Origin of the sequence: Falsiroseomonas stagni DSM 19981 (assembly GCF_900114315.1) — a bacterium.
Lineage (GTDB): Bacteria > Pseudomonadota > Alphaproteobacteria > Acetobacterales > Acetobacteraceae > Falsiroseomonas > Falsiroseomonas stagni.
In genome coordinates this window covers 1-18,890 of the sequence record NZ_FOSQ01000003.1, presented here as the reverse complement: position 1 = coordinate 18,890, position 18,890 = coordinate 1, and the positions used below count along the sequence as shown (strand labels likewise).

At 71.2% G+C, this 18,890-nt stretch carries 15 protein-coding genes and 1 pseudogene; 8 read left to right on the top strand and 8 right to left on the bottom strand.

Annotated elements, in window-relative coordinates; translation table 11 throughout:
* Positions 1–50: 50 nt before the first annotated feature.
* Together BM041_RS10295 and BM041_RS31795 are read left to right on the top strand one after the other, a co-directional pair.
* Positions 51–1,052 (top strand): calcium-binding protein, encoded by a 1,002-nt coding sequence (locus BM041_RS10295; RefSeq protein ID WP_092959082.1) that lies wholly within the window; start codon positions 51–53, stop codon positions 1,050–1,052.
* Between the two features lie 550 nt (positions 1,053–1,602).
* Positions 1,603–2,604, top strand: coding sequence for a calcium-binding protein (locus tag BM041_RS31795; RefSeq protein ID WP_092959080.1), 1,002 nt, complete (start codon positions 1,603–1,605; stop codon positions 2,602–2,604).
* A gap of 204 nt (positions 2,605–2,808) precedes the next feature.
* Here BM041_RS31795 and BM041_RS29930 read toward each other — a convergent pair.
* Positions 2,809–2,988, bottom strand: a pseudogene (locus tag BM041_RS29930) (ATP-binding protein); the annotation flags it as partial.
* A gap of 306 nt (positions 2,989–3,294) precedes the next feature.
* Here BM041_RS29930 and BM041_RS10280 point away from each other — a divergent pair.
* Complete coding sequence (locus BM041_RS10280; RefSeq protein WP_175533857.1) at positions 3,295–4,269, top strand: calcium-binding protein; 975 nt, start codon at positions 3,295–3,297, stop codon at positions 4,267–4,269.
* Between the two features lie 203 nt (positions 4,270–4,472).
* Here BM041_RS10280 and BM041_RS31790 read toward each other — a convergent pair whose 3' ends face one another.
* Positions 4,473–5,852: an ATP-binding protein gene (locus tag BM041_RS31790; protein ID WP_092959076.1), complete on the bottom strand. Its 1,380-nt coding sequence runs from the start codon at positions 5,850–5,852 to the stop codon at positions 4,473–4,475.
* Positions 5,853–5,863: 11 nt separating this feature from the next.
* Entirely contained in the window at positions 5,864–7,000 is a 1,137-nt protein-coding gene (locus BM041_RS10270; protein WP_092959074.1) for a penicillin-binding protein activator, read from the bottom strand.
* Positions 7,001–7,062: 62 nt separating this feature from the next.
* Between BM041_RS10270 and rsmI the strand changes: the two genes are divergently transcribed.
* Positions 7,063–7,965: a 16S rRNA (cytidine(1402)-2'-O)-methyltransferase gene (rsmI, locus tag BM041_RS10265; RefSeq protein WP_092959072.1), complete on the top strand. Its 903-nt coding sequence runs from the start codon at positions 7,063–7,065 to the stop codon at positions 7,963–7,965.
* 141 nt (positions 7,966–8,106) lie between these two features.
* Here the strand turns inward: rsmI and BM041_RS10260 are convergent, their stop codons facing one another.
* From BM041_RS10260 to hemW, 3 genes are all read right to left on the bottom strand, one after another.
* Positions 8,107–9,054, bottom strand: coding sequence for a hypothetical protein (locus BM041_RS10260; RefSeq protein ID WP_092959070.1), 948 nt, complete (start codon positions 9,052–9,054; stop codon positions 8,107–8,109).
* A gap of 154 nt (positions 9,055–9,208) precedes the next feature.
* Positions 9,209–10,219, bottom strand: coding sequence for a polysaccharide pyruvyl transferase family protein (locus BM041_RS10255; RefSeq protein WP_092959068.1), 1,011 nt, complete (start codon positions 10,217–10,219; stop codon positions 9,209–9,211).
* Positions 10,220–10,438: 219 nt separating this feature from the next.
* On the bottom strand, positions 10,439–11,596 hold the full coding sequence (gene hemW, locus BM041_RS10250) for a radical SAM family heme chaperone HemW (protein WP_092959066.1): 1,158 nt from the start codon (positions 11,594–11,596) through the stop codon (positions 10,439–10,441).
* A gap of 93 nt (positions 11,597–11,689) precedes the next feature.
* Between hemW and BM041_RS10245 the strand changes: the two genes are divergently transcribed.
* The 3 genes from BM041_RS10245 (at position 11,690) to BM041_RS10235 (ending at position 14,543) form a co-directional block, all read left to right on the top strand.
* Complete coding sequence (locus BM041_RS10245; RefSeq protein WP_092959064.1) at positions 11,690–12,175, top strand: YbaK/EbsC family protein; 486 nt, start codon at positions 11,690–11,692, stop codon at positions 12,173–12,175.
* Positions 12,175–12,564, top strand: a complete 390-nt coding sequence (locus BM041_RS10240; RefSeq protein WP_217648676.1) for an MAPEG family protein — start codon at positions 12,175–12,177, stop codon at positions 12,562–12,564. The genes BM041_RS10245 and BM041_RS10240 overlap by 1 nt, the downstream gene beginning before the upstream one ends.
* Positions 12,565–12,734: 170 nt before the next feature.
* Positions 12,735–14,543 (top strand): ATP-binding protein, encoded by a 1,809-nt coding sequence (locus tag BM041_RS10235; RefSeq protein ID WP_092959060.1) that lies wholly within the window; start codon positions 12,735–12,737, stop codon positions 14,541–14,543.
* A 3-nt stretch (positions 14,544–14,546) separates the two neighbouring features.
* Here BM041_RS10235 and BM041_RS10230 read toward each other — a convergent pair whose 3' ends face one another.
* Complete coding sequence (locus BM041_RS10230; protein ID WP_092959058.1) at positions 14,547–16,685, bottom strand: acetate--CoA ligase family protein; 2,139 nt, start codon at positions 16,683–16,685, stop codon at positions 14,547–14,549.
* A gap of 80 nt (positions 16,686–16,765) precedes the next feature.
* Here BM041_RS10230 and BM041_RS10225 point away from each other — a divergent pair, with 80 nt between their 5' ends.
* On the top strand, positions 16,766–18,229 hold the full coding sequence (locus BM041_RS10225; RefSeq protein ID WP_092959056.1) for a protein adenylyltransferase SelO: 1,464 nt from the start codon (positions 16,766–16,768) through the stop codon (positions 18,227–18,229).
* A 46-nt stretch (positions 18,230–18,275) separates the two neighbouring features.
* Here the strand turns inward: BM041_RS10225 and BM041_RS31225 are convergent.
* Positions 18,276–18,890, bottom strand: a 615-nt coding sequence (locus BM041_RS31225; protein WP_456303957.1) for a hypothetical protein, incomplete at its 5' end; no start/stop codon positions are given.

Sequence of the window (18,890 nt, the reverse complement as noted above, 5' to 3'; positions counted from 1 at the left end):
GGCGCGCTTGATACGGTTGCCCATCAGCGCAACAAACGGAAACCGCAACCATGGCCACTCTTCCGCGCCTCATTGGCACCGCTGGCGCCAACACCCTCAGCGGCGCAAGCTTCGCCCAGCAGATCTTCGGCTTCGACGGCGACGACTTCATCCAGGGCGGCGCCGGCAGCGACCAGATCTTCGGCGGCCTTGGCATCGACTTCCTGCTCGGCGGCCTCGGCAACGACTCCATTCGCGGCGAGGCCGGCGACGACGTGATTGCCGGTGAAGGCGGCGATGACCGCCTATTCGGCGGTGACGGCAATGACGCCATGGCCGGCGACGATGGCAACGACGCCATGTTCGGCGGCACCGGCGCCGACTCCATCAACGGCGGTGATGGCAATGACCGCATGGACGGCGAGGACGGCAATGACTTCCTCACGGGCGCCGCGGGCCTAGACACGCTTCGCGGCGGTGGCGGCAACGACCTGCTGAACGCCGGCTCCGGCAACGACCTCCTCTACGGTGGCGACGGCTTCGACAGCGTCCTCGGCGGCGCGAACAACGACACGGCCTATGGCGATGCCGGCAACGACACGGTTCGCGGCGAGGGCGGCTCCGACAAGCTGTATGGTGGTGCTGGCAATGACCTCGTCGTCGGCGACGGCAACGCCACCGTCACGGGCGTGGGCGGCGCCGACACGCTGTTCGGCGATGCGGGTGCCGATACCCTCCAGGGCGATGACGGCGCGGACCAGCTCTTGGGCGGTGCCGGCGCGGATGTGTTCTACTTCGATGGCATTGCCGATTCGGCGCCCGGCAACGTCGACACGATCCGCGACTTCCAGCGCGGCGTGGACAAGATCCACATCGCCGACTTCACCTTCGGGCTGGCGCTGATCGATGAGGCGGCCTTCACCTCCCCCGGCACGCCGCAGGTCCGCTTCGACGTCGGCGCCGGCTTCCTGACCTATCAGGTGGACGTGACGGGCAACGGGGATGTGGACTTCGAGGTCCGCGTCAATGGCGGGATGCGGCTGACGCTTTCCGACTTCATCTTCTCCGTCTGACACGGCGGGCCGCCGCATCGCGGCGGCCTCTCCGAACCGATGGGGGAAGCCCGGCGGCAGCGCCGGGATCTCCTTGTTGGTTTCCAGCGGATGCCTCCGCCGGCAGCCAGACCCGGAAGCTGGACCCGAGCCCTTCCTCGTTCTCGACCAGCAGCACGCCGCGGGGGCGGTTGACGATATGCTTGACGAGGCCGAGGCCGGTGCCGCCGATCGTCCGGCCGCGGTCGCGATCAACGCGGCAGAGGCGCTCCGTCAGACGCGGAAAGACACCGCTGAGTGCGCCTGCATTCAAGTGCCCACAGGCCCTAACGCAGGGATGGCGTTGGGCCGGCTTCTGGCGACTGCGCAAGCGCGCGTTTGTCGAGCGTGACGGCATACTGCGCGCGATCGCCTGTCCAGCATTGCCAACCGACCCGTTGATCAGGGACGCCTGTGTCCTGCGCCACACACCGTGCTGCGTATCAATCTCGACAGCGAAGAACAAAGTTTACGTTTGGTGCGAAAGCAGGTTATTTCGTTAAGCGACCATTAACCATTAAGGATTGTTGCGATGTCAGGAAGTTTGCGGATCGTTGGCACCGCTGGCGCCAACACGATTGTCGGTGCGCTGGGCGACGAACGCATTTTCGGTCTCGGCGGTGACGACTTCCTGAGCGGCGGTTCGGGCAACGATCAGCTGTTCGGTGGCCTCGGCAACGATGTGCTGAACGGCGATGACGGCGATGACGTCCTGCGTGGCGGGGACGGGTTCGACGTCCTCAACGGCGGTGCAGGCAATGACCGTCTGTTCGGCGAAGACGGCAATGACCTCCTGTTCGGCGGCGCGGGCAATGACCAGCTGTTCGGTGGCGCCGGCGCGGATACGATCTCCTCAGGTGCAGACAATGACCGCGCAGATGGTGGCGACGGCAACGACCGCATGGAGGGCGAAGCCGGCAACGACACGATGCGCGGCGATGCGGGCAACGACTTGATGCACGGCGGTGGCGGCAGCGACCTGCTCTATGGTGGCGTCGGCGCGGACACCATGACTGGCGCCGCGGACAACGACGTGTTGCATGGTGGCGACAACGGCGACGTCATGCAGGGCGGCGTTGGCAGCGACAAGGTCTATGGCGACGATGGCGACGATGTCATCTCCGGCAGCGACGTTTTCAGTAACCTCGCCAACGCGTCCGACGGCACCGATACGATCTTCGGTGGCAATGGTGCGGATTCGCTGCATGGTGGTGGCGGCAAGGATGTGCTGTTCGGCGGCGCCGGCGCTGACGTCTTCTACTATGCGATCACAGGCGAATCGTCCGTTGGTGACGCGGACGTCATCCGCGACTTCGAGCGCGGCGTCGACAAGATCGACTTCAGCTTCATCACAGACGGCGGCACGTTCAAGGGCACCGCAGCCTTCACGCCGAGTGGTGACGCCGAGGTCCGCTACACCAATGGCAGCGGCTTCAAGACCGTCCAGCTCGACTTCGACGGCAATGGCACCGCCGATATCGAGATCATCGTGAACGGCAACCGCAGCCTGAGCGCGGGCGACTTCCTGCTGTAGAACCAATCCCGGCCGGGCCTTCGCGCCCGGCCGGGTCTAAGCCAGATGGCCCATACGGCGCCGAGGCCTCGCTTCGGCGCCACCCATGGTCCCGTCGGCGCCAGAGCAGGATCAGCGTTCGCCTGAACGCGGCGCGCGCCCTGGAATTCCCTGGCTCCGGGCCAGGACATGAGTTCGGATGATCCGATCCGAACCGATATCCCTCTAGCTTTCGGCCGGCAGCCAGACCCGGAAGGTGGAGCCCACTCCTTCCTCGCTCTCGATCAGCAGCACGCCGCGGTGGCGGTTCACGATGTGCTTGACGATGGCGAGGCCGAGGCCGGTGCCACCGATGTTGCGGCCGCGGCCTCGATCCACGCAGTAGAAGCGCTCCGTCAGACGCGGAAAGGCACCGCCGAGCGTCCCTGCATTCAAGGGTCCACAGGCCCTAACGCCGGGGTGGTGTTGGGCTGGCTTCTGGCGACGGCGCAAGCGTGGGTTTGTCGAGCGTGACGGCATGTTGTGCGCGATCGTCTGTCCAGCCTTGCCAACCGACCCGTTGATCAGGGGCGCCTGTGTTCTGCGCCACACACCGTGCTGCGCATCAATCTCGACGACGAAGAACAAAGTTTACGTTTGGTACACAAGTGAGTTATTGCGAGAAGCAGCAATTGACGAACAGGGATCGTTTCGATGTCAGGAAGTTGGCGGATGGTTGGCACCGCTGGCGCCAACACGATTGTCGGTACGCTGGGCGACGAGCGCATCTTCGGTCTCGACGGTGACGATGTTCTGAGCGGCGGTTCGGGCAACGATCAGCTGTTCGGCGGCCTCGGCAATGATGTGCTGAACGGCGATGACGGCGATGACGCCCTGCGTGGCGGGGGCGGGTTGGACGTCCTCAACGGCGGTGCAGGCAATGACCGTCTGTTCGGCGAAGACGGCCATGACCGCCTGTCCGGCGGCGCGGGCAATGACCAGCTGTTCGGTGGCGCCGGCGCGGATACGATCTCCGCAGGTGCAGACAATGACCGCGTAGATGGTGGCGACGGCGACGACCGCATGGAGGGCGAAGCCGGCAATGACACGATGCGCGGCGATGCTGGCAACGACGGGATGGACGGCGGTGCCGGCAGCGACCTGCTCTATGGTGGCGTCGGCGCGGACAGCATGACTGGCGGCGCGGACAACGACGTGTTGCATGGTGGCGACAACGGCGACGCCGTGCAGGGCGGCGTTGGCAGCGACAAGGTCTATGGCGACGATGTCATCACCGGCAGCGACATTTTCAGTCGCACCGCCAACGCGTCCGACGGCGCCGATACGATCTTCGGTGGCAATGGTGCGGATTCGCTGCATGGTGGTGGCGGCGAGGATGTGCTGTTCGGCGGCGCCGGCGCTGACGTCTTCTACTATTTGACCACAGGCGAATCGCGCGTTGGTGACGCGGACGTCATCCGCGATTTCCAGCGCGGCGTCGACAAGATCGACTTCAGCACCATCACAAACGGCGGCTCGTTCAAGGGCACCGCGGCCTTCACGCCGAGTGGTGACGCCGAGGTCCGCTACACCAATGGCAGCGGCTTCAAGACCGTCCAGCTCGACTTCGACGGCAATGGCACCGCCGATATCGAGATCATCGTGAACGGCAACGGCAGGCTGAGCGAAAGCGACTTCGTCTTGTAGCACGGACCCAGGCCGGGCGGTCGCGCCCGGCCGGGCCGCAGCCAGATGGCCCATCCGACGCCGAGGCCCCGCTTCGGCGCCACTCATGGTTCAGGCGACGCCGGAGTACGATCAGCGTTCGCCTGAACGCTGACCCTCCTCTACAACTCCTCGGCTCCGGTCCAGGACGTGGTTCGGATGGTCCCATCCGAACCGCTATCCCTCTAGTTTTCGGCCGGCAGCCAGACCCGGAAGGTGGACCCGACCCCTTCCTCGCTCTCGATCAGCAGCACGCCACGATGGCGGTTGACGATGTGCTTGACGATGGCGAGGCCAAGACCCGTGCCGCCGATGCTGCGCCCGCGGCCGCGATCGACGCGGTAGAAGCGCTCCGTCAGGCGCGGGATGTGGTGCCGGGCGATGCCCGGGCCCTCATCCGCCACGGACAGCACCACGCCGGCCCGGCCTGGCCAGCGGGTGGCGCCGGTCTCCGCCGGCGCGACGGACAGGCGGATGGTCCCGCCCTCCCGCCCATAGCGCGCCGCATTCTCCAGCAGGTTCCGCAGCACCTGGCCGATCTGGCCGGCATCGGCCGGCGCCGCCACCGTGCCGGGCGCCAGCGCCAGCGCCACCGTCGCACCCCGCTGGGCCAGGATCGGGCCCATCGCCTCCGCCTCCGCCGCCGCCAGCGCGGCCAGGTCCACCCGGCCGGTCGGCGGCTGGTGTTCCGTGATCTCGATCCGCGACAGGCCGAGCAGGTCGTCGATCAGGCGCCGCATGCGGTCCGCCTGGTCCGCCATGATGCCGAGGAAGCGGGCCTGCGCCTCCGGGTCATCCTTCGCCGGGCCGCGCAGCGTATCGATGAAGCCGATGACACTGGCCAGCGGCGTGCGGAGTTCGTGGCTGGCATTGGCGACGAAATCGGCGCGCATCCGTTCCACCGCCCGGTCCCGCGTGCGGTCCGACAGCAGCAGCAGCAGGCGCCCGCCATCGGAAAGCGGGGGCTCCAGCGGCACCGCATGCACCGTCAATTCCCGCGCCACCGGCACGGGCAGGGCGATATCGGCCCGGCGGGGCACGCCATCGGCCCGGGCGGCCGCCACGGCTTCCGCCAGCGCGGGGTGGCGGAGCAGGGCCGAGAGGTCGCCGCCCTGGGCCGCGCCGAACAGCGTCCGCGCCGCGCCATTGGCCCGCAGGGGCTGCCCCCCCTCATCCAGCACGACCAGCGGGTCCGGCAGGCGTTCGATGATGGCGGCATCCGCCTGCCGCAGCCGGGCCAGCTGCTCCGCCTGGGTGCCGAGGGCGCGGGCCAGGCGGCGCGCCGTCTCCCCGATCTCGGCGATGGAGGGCAGCAGCAGCGGGCCTTCCAGCGCCGGCACCTGGCCATGGTCATCCGCCGCCTGGCGGAGCGCCTCCGACAGTTGGCGGAGGTTGCCGAGCCAGATGCGGGTGAGGATGAGGGAGGCCGCCGCCGTCGCCCCGAGCGCCGCCATGCCGGGCAGCGGGGCCAGTGATCCGGTCGCCATCAGCAAGCCGAGGGCGGTGGCCGGCACGCCGCCGATCAGCCCGGCGGCAGCCAGCACGCGGCCCGTGGAAAGCGGCATGGCGGCCGGCGTCAGCTGCCCGGGGCGCCGGGCAGCGGCGCGGGTTCGACCTGCACCGGATCCGCGCCGGCCGAGACGGCATAGAGGGCGAGGCCCCGCAGCGTCTGGCCTTCCGGCAGCAGCCGCACCGGGCCATCGGCGCCGGCGAAACCCTCCACCGCCGTCACCTGCGCCGGCGACGCACCCTGGCGCAACGCGCGGACCGCGATCGCCGCCGCGTCATAGGCGGTGGCGGCGACGCGGGGCGGCGTTTCGCGGAAGGCGTCGCGGTAGCGGGCCTCGAACCGCGCGCGGGTCCGGCCGTCCGGCCCCGCGAACCAGGCGCCAGCCAGGGCTGGTTCGTTGCGGACCGCGCCATCCTGCAGCCAGAGCGAGGTGCCGAGCAGGCGGGGCGGCGTCTCCCCGGCTTCGGCCACCCAGGTGGCGGCGAAGCGGCGGGCGCGTTCGCCGGCCTCCCCGATCAGCACCGCATCCGCCCGGGCGGCGGAGACGCGGGCGCCGGAGGCGGCCATGCCCGGTTCCGCCGCGGCGGGGTGCAGCGCGATGCTGGGCGCGGGCAGGCCGAGTTCGGCGACCGCGCCGCGCAGCGCCGAGGCCAGGGACCGGCCGAATTCATTGTCCGGCGCGCCGAGGGCGAAGCGCTGCGCCCCCTGCTGCGCGGCGGCCGCCACCACGCGGCGGACCTGCTGCTGCGGCGTGATGCCGAGCACCCAGGTGCCGCCGCCGGCGCGCTGCGCGTCATTGGTGAAGGCCAGCACCGGCACCCCCGCGGCGCGGGCGGGTTCCGCGACGGCGGCGGCCTCTGCACTCGTCAGCGGGCCGATGATGATGCGGGCGCCGTCCGCGATGGCGGCGCGGGCGGCGGCGGCGGCGCCCTGGGGCGTGCCGCCGGTGTCGCGCGGCGCGATCTCCACGCCCTGCGGCGCCTCATCGAACAGGGCCATCGTGCCGGCATTCAGCATGGCCTGGCCGAGCGGCGCCTGCGGGCCCGTCAGCGGCAGCAGCATGGCCGCGCGCTGCGGCCCGACGGGCGCGGCCACCACGGGCGCGCCGCCGATCGGGGGGGCGATGCCGATGAAGGCCGGGCGCGGGGGTTGCGGCGCGCAGGCCGCCATGCCCAGAAGGGCGACGACGGCGATGCTGCCCAAGAGGCGGCGGGGTGCCGGGGCACCCGCCTCGGGGCGGTCTTGCGGCTGAGGGGCGGAACGAAGTGGCAAGCGGTGACCCTCCAGAGCGGGCGACGAACCGGGAGGCCGCCCGGGAAGCACCGGACGGGCTTTCCCTGGTGGCGACGCCGATCGGCAATCTTGGCGACCTGTCGCCCCGGGCTCTCGCGGTGCTGGGCGGGGTGGACGCCGTGCTCTGCGAGGACACGAGGGTAACAGGCCATCTGTTGCAGCGTTATGGCGTCTCCGCGGCCTTGGTGCCACTGCATGACTACAACGAAGCGGAGATGATTCCCCGAATCCTGGACAGGATCGCGCGGGGGGAGAAGTTGGCCCTGGCCTCCGACGCCGGCACGCCGCTGGTCTCCGACCCCGGCTACCGGCTGGTGCGGGCGGCGATCGAGGCGGGCGTGCCGGTCACGGCGGTTCCCGGGCCCAACGCGGCGGTGGTGGCGCTGACGCTGTCCGGCCTGCCGCCACACCCATTCGTGTTCCTGGGCTTCCTGCCCGTGAAGGACGGCCCCCGTGCCGCCGCCATCGCCCGGCACCGGGCGGCGGAGCGCGCCGGGCTTTCCGCCACCATCGTGCTGCACGAAGCCCCGCATCGGCTGGCCGAGGCGCTGGCCGCGCTGGCCGAGGGGCTCGGCCCCGACCGCCCCGCCGCCGTGGCCCGCGAACTCACGAAACGGTTCGAGGAGGTGCGGCGCGGCACGCTGGCCGACCTCGCCGCCCACTACGCGACCGCGGAGGCACGCGGCGAGATCTGCCTGGTGGTCGGGCCGGCGCCGGAGGAGACGACGGGGGCCGAGGACCTCGACACCCAGCTTCGCGCCGCCATGGCGGGGCAGAGCCTGCGGGATGCCGCGGCGATGGTGGCGGCGGCGACGGGGCTGCCGCGCAAGCAGGTCTATGCCAGGGCACTCGAACTGTCCCGCGATGCGGAATAAAGCCGCTGTAGTCCTAAGCCGATTTACCCGTTTTAGTGAATTTAGCACCGTTTTCGCGGGGTGGTCGGGCGGCGTGGCTTCGCCGGCGATGGTCAGAACATACCAGCAACAAGCGGCAGGGTGCCAGCGGATTCACGCCCCTCAGACCGGGTGTGGCGGATAGATCAGCAGGCTGCCCGGGACCATCTGGTTCGCCAGCGTGGTCATGCAGGCGACGATCCGCCGGTCCCGCCCCAGCACCATCCCCGCCACGGGCACCCCGGCCGTGGCGGCGATCGCCGCCACCAGGTCCTGGTTGGTGATCACCGCGCCGCAACGGCCGGCCAGCGCCCGCATCCGGCCGGCGGTGAGTTGCCGTCGCCGTTCCACGGGATCGGCCAGCTGGGGCAGCAGGATGGGGGAATTGGGCAGCAGGGCCTGGGCGAAGGCGATGCTGCCGGCATAGTCGTCGCCCTCACCCTCCGCCGCATTGGCGGGCAGGGGCAGGATGGGCCAGTCGCGCATCGGCGCCAGCCAGGCCGCCAGTTCCGGCAGCCGCGCTCGCCAGGTGGCGCGCATCTCCGGCGCGCCGAGCAGGGACAGGCCGAGCAGCGGGCCGGGGGGCAGGCCCTCCAGCAGCGCGGGGTCGGCGGGCCCCTCCCGCTCCGCGTAGAAATTGACGCGCAGCGGTGCCGCGACGCGCCAGACCAGCAGGGTGTTGGCGGTGTGATGGTCCCGTGCCTCGATCACCGTGGCGTGGTCCAGCACCTCCACCCCCCGGGGCGGGTCGCGCCTGGCGGCGGAGCGTTCCAGCGTGAGGCCGCGCGCCTCCAGCGTGGCGCCGGCGGCGACGGCGCGGGCGGCGAGGGCGAGGGCGCGGTTGAGGGTGGGGCGATCCTCGAACACGCCGGCCAGGATCACGCGGGTGACGCCGAGCGCGACCACATCCGGCTTCGGCGGCACGGGGGTGAAGGCGGGGGGCGTGCGGATGGCCTGGGTGGCGACGAGGACCGGCCTGTCCGCCCCGATCGCCTTGGGCAAGGGGAGGAGGATGGCGCGGGAGCGGAGTTCCCTGAATGGCCGTTCAGCGATCAGGAGGGTCTGGGTCATGGTGACTTCCAGACGGCGTGGGGGGGGCGTTGCGCCAGCCGGCGATGCAAGGGGGCTCCGCCCCCCTTCGACCCTCCGCCAAGGGCCAGCGGGCCCTTGGAACCCGGGTTTTGGGGGTGGGGAAGGCGTAGCCTTCCCGGTATCGGCAGTGCCCTCATTCGCTTGCCGGCTCCGGCGGTGGAACCTCATCCAGCCCCACGCAACGCGACCCTGGCGGCAGGTCGTTCGCCAGCGTCACGAAGGTGCGGCGCAGGCTGTTGTCGATCAGCGGGTGCAGGCCGATGACGCGCACCCCCGCGCCGATGGCGTGGATGGCGTTGTGCTTGCGTTGCGTCACCAGCACGTCGCAGCGCGCGATCAGCCCCTTCAGGCGCCGCGGCGTCATCTCCGCCTGCCAATGGCTCCGGTCCAGCAGCAGCGGCGCGGCGATGGGGGCGTCTGGCAGGAATTCGCGGATGAAGTCGGCGGCGCCGGTCAGGTCATCCTCCTCCACGCTGTCGATATGGACGGTGCTGACGATGGGAACCACGGCGTGGCCGGCGAATTCCGCCAGCACCGCGCGCACCCGCGGCGCGTCATGCGTCAGGCAGGCGCGCATGGTGGGGGAGGGGATGATGGAGAGGCCGAGCAGCGTCGGTGCGCCTGGCCGGCGCGGCCCGAGCAGCGCCTCGGCCAGGTCGGGATCGGGGGCGATGCCGGTTTCGGGGAAGAAGGTCAGGCGCGGCAGGCGGGCCAGCCCCGCTTCCGCCAGGCGTTCGGCGGAGAGCGGATCGCGCACCGAGAGGCTGGCGAGGTTGGCGAAGACCTGGTGGGCGGTGGCGTCGAGCCAGCTTCGGTCCTTCAGCAGCCAGGCGACGCCGAGGTTGTGGAAGTGGATGGCCGCCCCGGCCTGCATCGCGCGGGCCAGGAAGGGCATCCAGTAGCGGAAGGCATCGACCACGCCGAACATGCCGCCGCCGAAGACGATGCGGGCGGGGTTCAGGGCCAGCATCGCCTCCCCGTCCGGGAAGCAGCCGGCGAGGCCGGGGACACAGCGGAGCGTCCAGCCGGGGTTGACGGAGAAGGCGTGGGCGTCGGCGGTGGGGAAGGATTGCAGGGCCTCGATCAGGCAGAGCTCGTCGCCGAGGTTGCCGTAGCCGTAGGCGCCGAGGAAGGCGGTCCGCATGGGGGTTTAGGATGAGGCGGGGGGAACGCTGTTCCCCCCGCACCCCCCATGCCAGGGGGGAGACCCCCCTGGACCATCATCAATGAACAATCCCGCGGTCCAGGGTCCCGCTGGACCCTGGCGGGGGGGGCGGGGGGGCAGAGCCCCCCCGCGTTGACCGTTGGTGCAGGGGGGCGGAGCCCCCCTGCGGGCCGATTGTCGCGTCGATGATCGCATCCGCTAACGCAACAACACCGGCAGCAGCGCGTCCAGCCTCAACAACCCATCCGCCGTCGCGGCCAGGCGTCCATCTGCCCGCCATTCGAGCAGCCCCTCCTCCGCCAGCCCGTCCAGCGCGCGGCGATCCACGCAATCGTCGAAGGGCAGGGTGCTGCGGGATTCGATGCGGGCGGGGTCGATCCCCTCATGCAGGCGGAGCCCCATGAGAAGCGCTTCGCGGGCGCGGTCGCGGGGGCTGAGTGCTTCCTCCTCCACCACCGCATGGCCGTCGCGCCGCACCCGCGCCAGCCATTCCTCCGGCGCGCGATGGCGGCGTGCGGCGCGCAGCGTGCCATCGGGGAAGGACAGGCGTTGATGCGCGCCGGCGCCGATGCCGAGGTAGTCGCCGTATCGCCAATAGGCGAGGTTGTGGCGGCTTTCCGCGCCGGGCTTCGCGTAGTTGGAGATCTCATAGGCGCGAAGGCCGAAACCGGCGGCTTCCTCCGCGGTGGCGGTATAGAGGCGCTCGGCCTCCTCGCCCTCCGGCAGGGTGAAGGCGCCGCGGCCGAACAGGGTGGCGAATTGCGTGCCGGGTTCGATGGTGAGCTGGTAGAGCGAGAGATGGTCGGCGGCCAGGGCAAGGGCTTGGCGGAGCTCCGCGCGCCAGGCGGCTTCCTGCTGGCCGGGGCGGGCATAGATCAGGTCAAAGCTGAGGCGCGGGAAGGTTTCGCGCGCGGCTTCCAGGGCGGCAATGGCCTCCCGCGTGTCATGCTTGCGGCCGAGGAAGGCCAGCGCGGCGGGGTCCAGGGCCTGCACGCCGAGGGAGGCGCGGTTGATGCCGGCGGCGCGGAAATCCCGCAGTTTTGCCAGCTCCACGCTGGTGGGGTTGGCCTCCAGCGTGATCTCGATGTCCGGCAGGGGGTCGAAGAGGCGGGTCGCGTCCTCGATCAGGGCGGCGGCGGTGGAGGGGGCCATGAGGCTCGGCGTGCCGCCGCCGAAGAAGATGCTGGCCAGCGGGCGGCGGCCGGCGCGATCGGCCTCCCGCTTCAGTTCCTGGCGGAGGGCGGCGGCGAAGCCGGCCTGGTCGATGCGGTCGCGGACATGGCTGTTGAAGTCGCAATAAGGGCACTTGGCGGCGCAGAAGGGCCAGTGGATGTAGAGGGCGAGGGGTTCGCGCATCGGGTTCCGTGGATCGGGCAGGCGCGTATATGGCGGTCCCGGGCCGGCGTGGCGAGGTCGGTGGTGGCCCGCGTCAAAGCGGATGGGGGGGCGATGTCGGGCGGATCGGTCGAACGGGTGAGGGCGGCGCTGGCGGCGGCGGGGCATGCCGACACGATCCAGGCCTTTCCGGAGGGCACGCGGAGTGCGGCGGATGCGGCCGCCGCGGTGGGCTGCGATGTCGCGCAGATCGCGAAATCCATCATCTTCCGGCCAGGGGAAGGGGCGGGGTCGCGGGCGATGCTGGTGATCGCATCCGGCGCCAATCGCGTGGACATGGGCAAGGTGGCCGCCGCGACAGGGTTTCACGTGAAACGCGCGGATGGGGGATGGGTGCGGGACGTGACCGGCTTCGCCATCGGCGGCGTCGCGCCCATCGCGCATCTGTCGCCGCCGGTGGTGCTGGTGGATGATGATCTGTTCGCGCTGGACAGGGTCTGGGCCGCGGCGGGTTCGCCCCTGCATGTGTTCGAGACGACGGCCGAGGCGCTGCTGCGCATGACGGGCGGCCAGCGGGCCGATATCAGGGAGACATCGTGATGCTGCCGGTCACGGCCTTCTATGCGGGGCTGATCGCCTTCGGGTTCGTCTATCTGTCGCTGCGGGTGGTGAAGCAGCGGCACGCCTACCGGGTGGCGCTGGGCACGCCGCATCGCCTGGTGGAACGCGCGGTGCGGGCGCATGGGAACTTCGCGGAATACGCGCCGCTGGCGCTGGTGCTGATGGCACTGTGCGAGGCGAATGGCCTGCCGGGCTGGGCGCTGCATGTGCTGGGGGTGGTGCTGCTGGCGGGACGCGCGCTGCACGCCTTCGGCATCTCCCGCGAGCCGGAGGTGATGACGTGGCGGTCCTTGGGCATGGGGCTGACCTTCACCATGCTCGGCGTCGCGGGGGCGGCGCTGATCGGGCTGGCGGCGGCGGGGATGTAAGCGCGGCGCCGGGGCTGGTCTTCCGCAAGGACTGGCCGCGGCCGCTTCCCCGTCGCCGGCCGATGTCGTCTCACACGCGATTGTGAAGACTTGGCCACTTGTGGGGATTGCGGTGATTCGGGGTGTCGCCTCGCTTCCCATGGCAGCGCGTCGGCCCCAGGTTCGGCGGCATGATCCCCACCCTCGATATCCCCACGGCCCTTCTGGTGAGTGCGGTGGTCGGCGCGCTGGCGACCGTGCTGGCGGATGTCACGCTGCGGCGCGAGCATGACCTGCCCTGCCGGCGGGCCTGGCTGGGTTGTTCCGCGGCGCAGGCGTTGGCCTGCTTCCTCCAGGCCACGCGCGGCGGGACCGTGCCCGAGTTGGTCGCGGTGGTCGGCGCAAATGGGGCGCAGGTGCTGGCGCTCGGCCTGCTCTGGCTGGGCGCGCGACGCTTGCGTGGCGCCCCGACGCCGGTCTGGTTCGCGATACTGCCGGCTGTGGTCTGGCTGCTGGCCTGCACGCTGCCGTGGTTCCTCCACGATCGCCTGGTCCGGCAGCTGCTGCTGTGGCCAGTCATCCTGGTCCTGCTGGCGTCGACGGCGCGGGAGCTGTGGCGGGTCGCGGGGGAATTGTCGCTGCCCAGCGCGAAAACGCTGAGCCTGGTGATCGGCGGCATCGCGCTGCTGCCGGTGCTGCGCCTGGTGCAGCTGGGCCTGGAGGCGCCCTTCACCATCGACATCCTCACCGTGCTGGCGATTGTCGTCTTGAGCACCGCGGTGCCCTTCATGGCGCTGTCGGTCGCCATCGAACGCATGCAGCAATTGCGGGCGGAGGGGGAGGCCGCGGCGGCCAGCACCGGGCGGGCGGGGATCGAACGCCTGCTCGGCGGGCTTCCGGCCGTTATCTTCCTGCGCGAGGTGGACGCGGGCGGTGCGCTGCGTCTGCTGTATCGCGGCGGGGACTTTGAGGCGGTGACGGGATGGCCGGCGGCCAAGCTGGTCTCGCTGGACGATATGAGCGCCTACTCCAAGCCTGGGGACCCCAAGCTGAGGGAGCTTCTGCCGCAGATGCTGCGTGACGGGCAAGGCAGCTATGAATGGCGCATGTTGCAGCCCGATGGGACGTGGCGCTGGATGCAGTCGCTGGTCCGGGTCCTGGGCAAACGGCCGGACGGTATGGTCGAAATCGTGGGATACACCCTGGATATCACCGCGATGCGGGAGGCGCGGGCGCAGTCCCTGTCGGCGGCCAGGCTGGCCTCCCTGGGGGAGATGGCGGCCGGGTTGGCGCATGAGCTGAAGCAGCCGCTGCAAGCCATCTCCCTGGCCGCGGACATCGCGCAGGTGGCGCTGGCGCGGCAGGATGGGGCGGAGGCTGACCGGCGGCTCGACACCATCGTGGAGCAGTCGCAGCGCACGGCCTCGCTGATCGACCGGCTGCGGCGCTTCGCGCGGGGTGCCGAAGCGGATGAGGTGCTGGGCCCGGTGAAGCTGGCCGATGCGGTGGCGGGGGCGCTGGAACTCATGCGCTTCACGCTTCGCAATGCCTCGGTCTGCGTCGAGGTGGCGTTGGGCGATCCACCGCCGGTGGTGCGGGCACAGGCGATCCTGCTCGAACAGGTGCTGTCCAACCTGCTGCTGAACGCGCGCGACGCGCTGGCCGCGCTGCCGGCGGGCGTGGCGCGACGCATCAGGATTGCCGCCGAGCCGGTGGCGGGCGGGGAGGCGGGGGCGATGGTGCGGCTGGTGGTGGCCGATACCGGCGGCGGCATCCCGGCAGCGGTGATGGGGCAGCTGTTCGAGCCCTTCGTCACCACCAAGGGGCCGGACCGCGGCACGGGGCTCGGCCTGTCCATCTGCTACGGCCTGGTGCGGTCGATGGGCGGCAGCATTGAGGCGCGCAACGATGCGCAGGGCGCGGTCATCACGATCACCCTGCAGGCGGCGGAAGAAAAGCCGCCGGCGGATGAGGCGCGCCCGGCGGTCCCGGCCGCGTGACGGTCAGGCGCGCCGGACGATCAGCGCATCGACGGCGGTGATGGATCCGCCCGTGCAGATCAGGGGATTCACGTCGATCTCCTCGATCGTATCGGCATGGTCGGCGACGAAGCGGGAGAAGTCCGAGAGGATGTTCGCCAATGCCGTCACGTCGGTGGCGGGGGCGCCGCGGAAGCCGTCGAGGAGGGCGGCGCCCCTGAGGCGGCGCAGCGCTGAGTCGGCCGCGGCTGGGGTGAAGGGGGCGGGGAGGAGCGCGGTGTCGCGCAGCAGCTCCGCCATCACGCCGCCGAAGCCGAAGGCGACGAGGGGACCGAAGGTCGGGTCGATGCGCGCACCCATCAGCATCTCCAGCCCGCGGGGCAGCATGGGCTGGACGAGCATGCCGGCGATGCGGTCGGCGGTGGTGACGGCGAGGGCCTTGTGCATGACGGCGTCGAAGGCGGCCTCGACCTGGGCGGTGTCGGTGAGGTTCAGGCGGATGACGCCGGCTTCCGTCTTGTGGGGGATGTCGGGGCTTTCGGCCTTCAGCGCGACGGGGAAGCCGACGTCGCGGGCGGCGGCGGCGGCCTCGGCGGCGGTGCGGACCAGGCGCTCGGGCACCACGGGGATGCCGTAGGGGGCCAGAAGGGCCTTGGCCGCACGCTCCGCCACCACGCGGTCCGGGGATGCGCGGAGCGCGGCGGCGGTGGCGTCGCGGATCGGGGCTGGGGTGGGGGCGATGGTGGCGGGCTGGGAAAGCGCCGCGTCGCGCTTCAGCCAGGCGGCGATGGCGGCGAAGAGGCGCGGCAGGGTGCGGAAGGTGGCGATGCCGGGCTCGGCCTCCAGCCGCAGCACGCCCTCGCCCTCCAGCCATTCGCTCGCCCAGTAGCAGCAGATGGGCTTGCCGTGGCGGGCGGCGAGGCGGCGCCAGGATTCGAAGCGCGTGGCGCCGAAGGCATCGGCATAGGGGTAGATGACCATCAGGCAGGCATAGGCGGGATCGGCCAGGAAGGCCCCGGCCGAGGCCTCGAAGGCGGTGCCATCGTTCAGCGCCATGGCGGTGACGTCGCAGGGATTCCGCGCGGCGCCGAATTCGGGGACATGGGCGCGGAGTATGTCGGCGGTGGTGCCCTCGGGCTGGGGGAGGGGAACGCCCTGCGCCGCCGCCGCATCCGCCGCCGCGACGCCGAAGCCGCCGGAGGCGAGGACGATTCCGGCGCCGCGCCCGCGCGGAGAGCCGGCCTTGGCGAGGAAGCGCGCGGTCTCCATGACGGCGTCGAGGCTGTCGACCATCACCGCGCCCTCGGCCTCGAGGATCGCGCGATAGGCGGCGTGGTTGCCGGCCAGCGCCCCGGTGTGGGAGAGCGCGGCCTCCGCCCCCGCCTCGCTCGCGGCCATCTTGTGGATGACGAGGGGCTTGCCGGCGCGGGCGGCGATGGCGGCGGCCTCGGCGAGCTGGCGCGGGTGCTCGACGCCTTCGAAGACGGCGGCGATGGCGCGGCAGGTCTCGTCTTCCGCGAGGTAGGCGATGAGGTCGGCGATGCCGACATCGGCGGCGTTGCCGACGGGGATGGCGTGGCTGACGGTGACGCCGCGCTCCATCGCCTGGGCGAGCGCCATGCTGACGGAGCCGGATTGGGTGACGATGCCGATGGCGGCCGCGTCCCCGCCTTGGGTTCCTGGCACGCGCGGTTCGGGCATGCGGCCGAACATCATCCGCGCGCCGATGGCGTAGTTGGTGGCGCCCAGGCAGTTGGGGCCGAGGAGGCGGGTGCCGGTGCCCTCCACCATCGCCGCCAGGCGCGCCTGCTGCGCGATGAGGTCGGGCTTGCGCGTCTCCGCATAGCCGGAGGCGTAGAGGATGACGCCGCCGACACCGGCCGCGATGCAATCCGCGATGGTGGCCTCCGCCTGGTCGCGACCCAGCGCGACGATGGCGCAATCCGGGACCGATGGCAGGGCGGCGAGGGCGGGGAAGCAGGGGGTGCCCTCGATCGAATCGTAGCGGGGGTTCACCGGGTGGATGGCGCCGCCGAAGCCGCGGAGGTTGCGGAGCGTGCGCAGGCCGAAGGAGCCTTGCCGCGGGGAGGCGCCGATGATGGCGATGGAGGCGGGGTGCAGCAGCCGGCGGAGCGCGGCATGGGGGTAGGGGGCGCGGGGCATGCGCCATACTCGACCCTGGCCGGCGCGGGTGGAAGCCGGGCGGGCTTGTCGCGGGGCACGCGGGGGACGATGTGGCGGGGATGAGCACGACCCCCGCCTTCACCTTCGACAACAGCTATGCCCGCCTGCCTGCGCGTTTCCATGCGCGGCTGGACCCGACGCCGGTGGCGGCACCGCGCCTCATCAGGGTGAACCACGCCTTGGCGCGGGAACTGGGGCTGGACCCCGCCGCGCTGGAATCGGAGGCCGGCGTGGCGGTGCTGGCGGGGAATGCGGTGCCCGACGGCGCGGCGCCGCTCGCGGCCGCCTATGCGGGCCACCAGTTCGGGCATTTCACGCCGCAGCTCGGCGATGGGCGCGCGATCCTGCTGGGGGAGGTGGTGGGGCCGGATGGGCGCCGCCGCGACATCCAGCTGAAGGGATCGGGGCCGACGCCCTTCTCCCGCCGCGGCGATGGGCGGGCGGCGCTGGGGCCGGTGCTGCGGGAATACCTGGTGAGCGAGGCGATGCATGCGCTCGGCATCCCGACCACGCGCGCGCTGGCGGCGGTGACGACGGGGGAGGATGTGTTCCGGGAGACGGCGCTGCCCGGCGCGATCGTGACGCGCGTGGCGTCCAGCCACATCCGCGTCGGCACCTTCCAGTATTTCGCGGCGCGGGGCGACATCGAGGGGATCCGCATCCTCGCCGACCATGCCATTGCGCGGCACTATCCCGAGGCAGCGACTGACGAGAATCCGTATCGCGCCTTCCTGGACGGCGTGGTGGCGCGGCAGGCGGCGCTGGTGGCGCAGTGGCTGCTGGTGGGGTTCATCCATGGCGTGATGAACACCGACAATATGAGCGTGGCGGGGGAGACGATCGACTACGGCCCCTGCGCCTTCATGGATGCCTATGATCCCGGCGCGGTGTTCAGCTCCATCGATCACGGCGCCCGCTACGCCTATGGCAACCAGCCGCGCATCGCGCAGTGGAACCTGACCCGCCTGGCGGAGACGCTGTTGCCGCTGCTGGCGCCGGAGGAGGAGCCGGCGCTGGGGGTGGCGAAGCAGGCGCTGACGGGCTTCGGCCCGGCCTTCCAGGCGGCCTATCTCGGCGGGCTGGCGCGGAAGATCGGGTTGTCCTCGGTGCAGGAGGGCGATGCCGATCTCGCCCAGGATTTTCTCACCCTGATGGCCGAGGCGGGGGCGGATTTCACCCTGGCCTTCCGCGCGCTGGGTGATGACGGGGCGCTGCGCGCGCTGTTCGCCGACCCCGCGCCGCTCGACGCCTGGCTGGCGCGCTGGCGGGCGCGGCTGGACGCGGACCCGCAATCGCCCGAGGCGCGCCGTGCCGCCATGCACCGCGCCAACCCCGCTTTCATCCCGCGCAACCATCAGATGGAGGCGGTGATCGTGGCGGCTGTGGAGCGCGAGGATCTTCGCCCCTTCGAGGAACTGCTCGCTGTCCTGGCCAGCCCCTATGAGGACCAGCCCGGGGCGGAGCGGTTCCAGCTGCCGCCGAGGGCGGAGGAACGGGTCCTCGCGACCTTCTGCGGCACCTGAGGGGGCGATCCGTCCGGTTGGACGGATCGTGCCCTGATCCCGCTGGCTACATGAACAGCGCGTTGTACTGGCCGGTGGTCATCGCGCCGATCTGCGTGGTGGTGAAGCCGCTGACCTGAGCGTTGGTCAGGGCGGCGATGTCCGTCGTCTCCAGCCCCGCGATCTGGGTCGTGGTCAGGGCCGCCAGCTGCGTGGTGGTGAAGCCGAGCATCTGGGTCGTGGTCAGCGCGGTGATGGACGTGCTGGTCAGGGCCGTGACCTGGGTGGTGGTGAGGCCGCGGATCTGGCTGGTGCCGAAGCCCACCACCTGGGTCGTCGCCAGCGCGCCGAGGCTGGTGGTGGTGAGCCCCGTTACCTGCGCGGAGGTGAGCGCGCCCAGCTGGGTCGTCGTCAGCGCGCCCACCTGGGTGGTGGTCAGCGCCGCGAGGTCGGTGGTCTCCATCCCGCGGATCTGGGTGGTGCCCAGCCCGCCGATCTGCGTCGTGTTCAGCGCGCCGATCTGTGTGGTGGTCAGCGACGCCATCTGGTTGGTGGTGAGGCCACGGAGCTGCGTGGAGGTGAGGCCCTCGACCTGGGTGGTGGTGAGCGCGGCGACCTGGGTGGTGGTGAGGCCGCTGACCTGGGTGGAGGTGAGGCCGGCGATCTGGGTGGTGGTGATGGC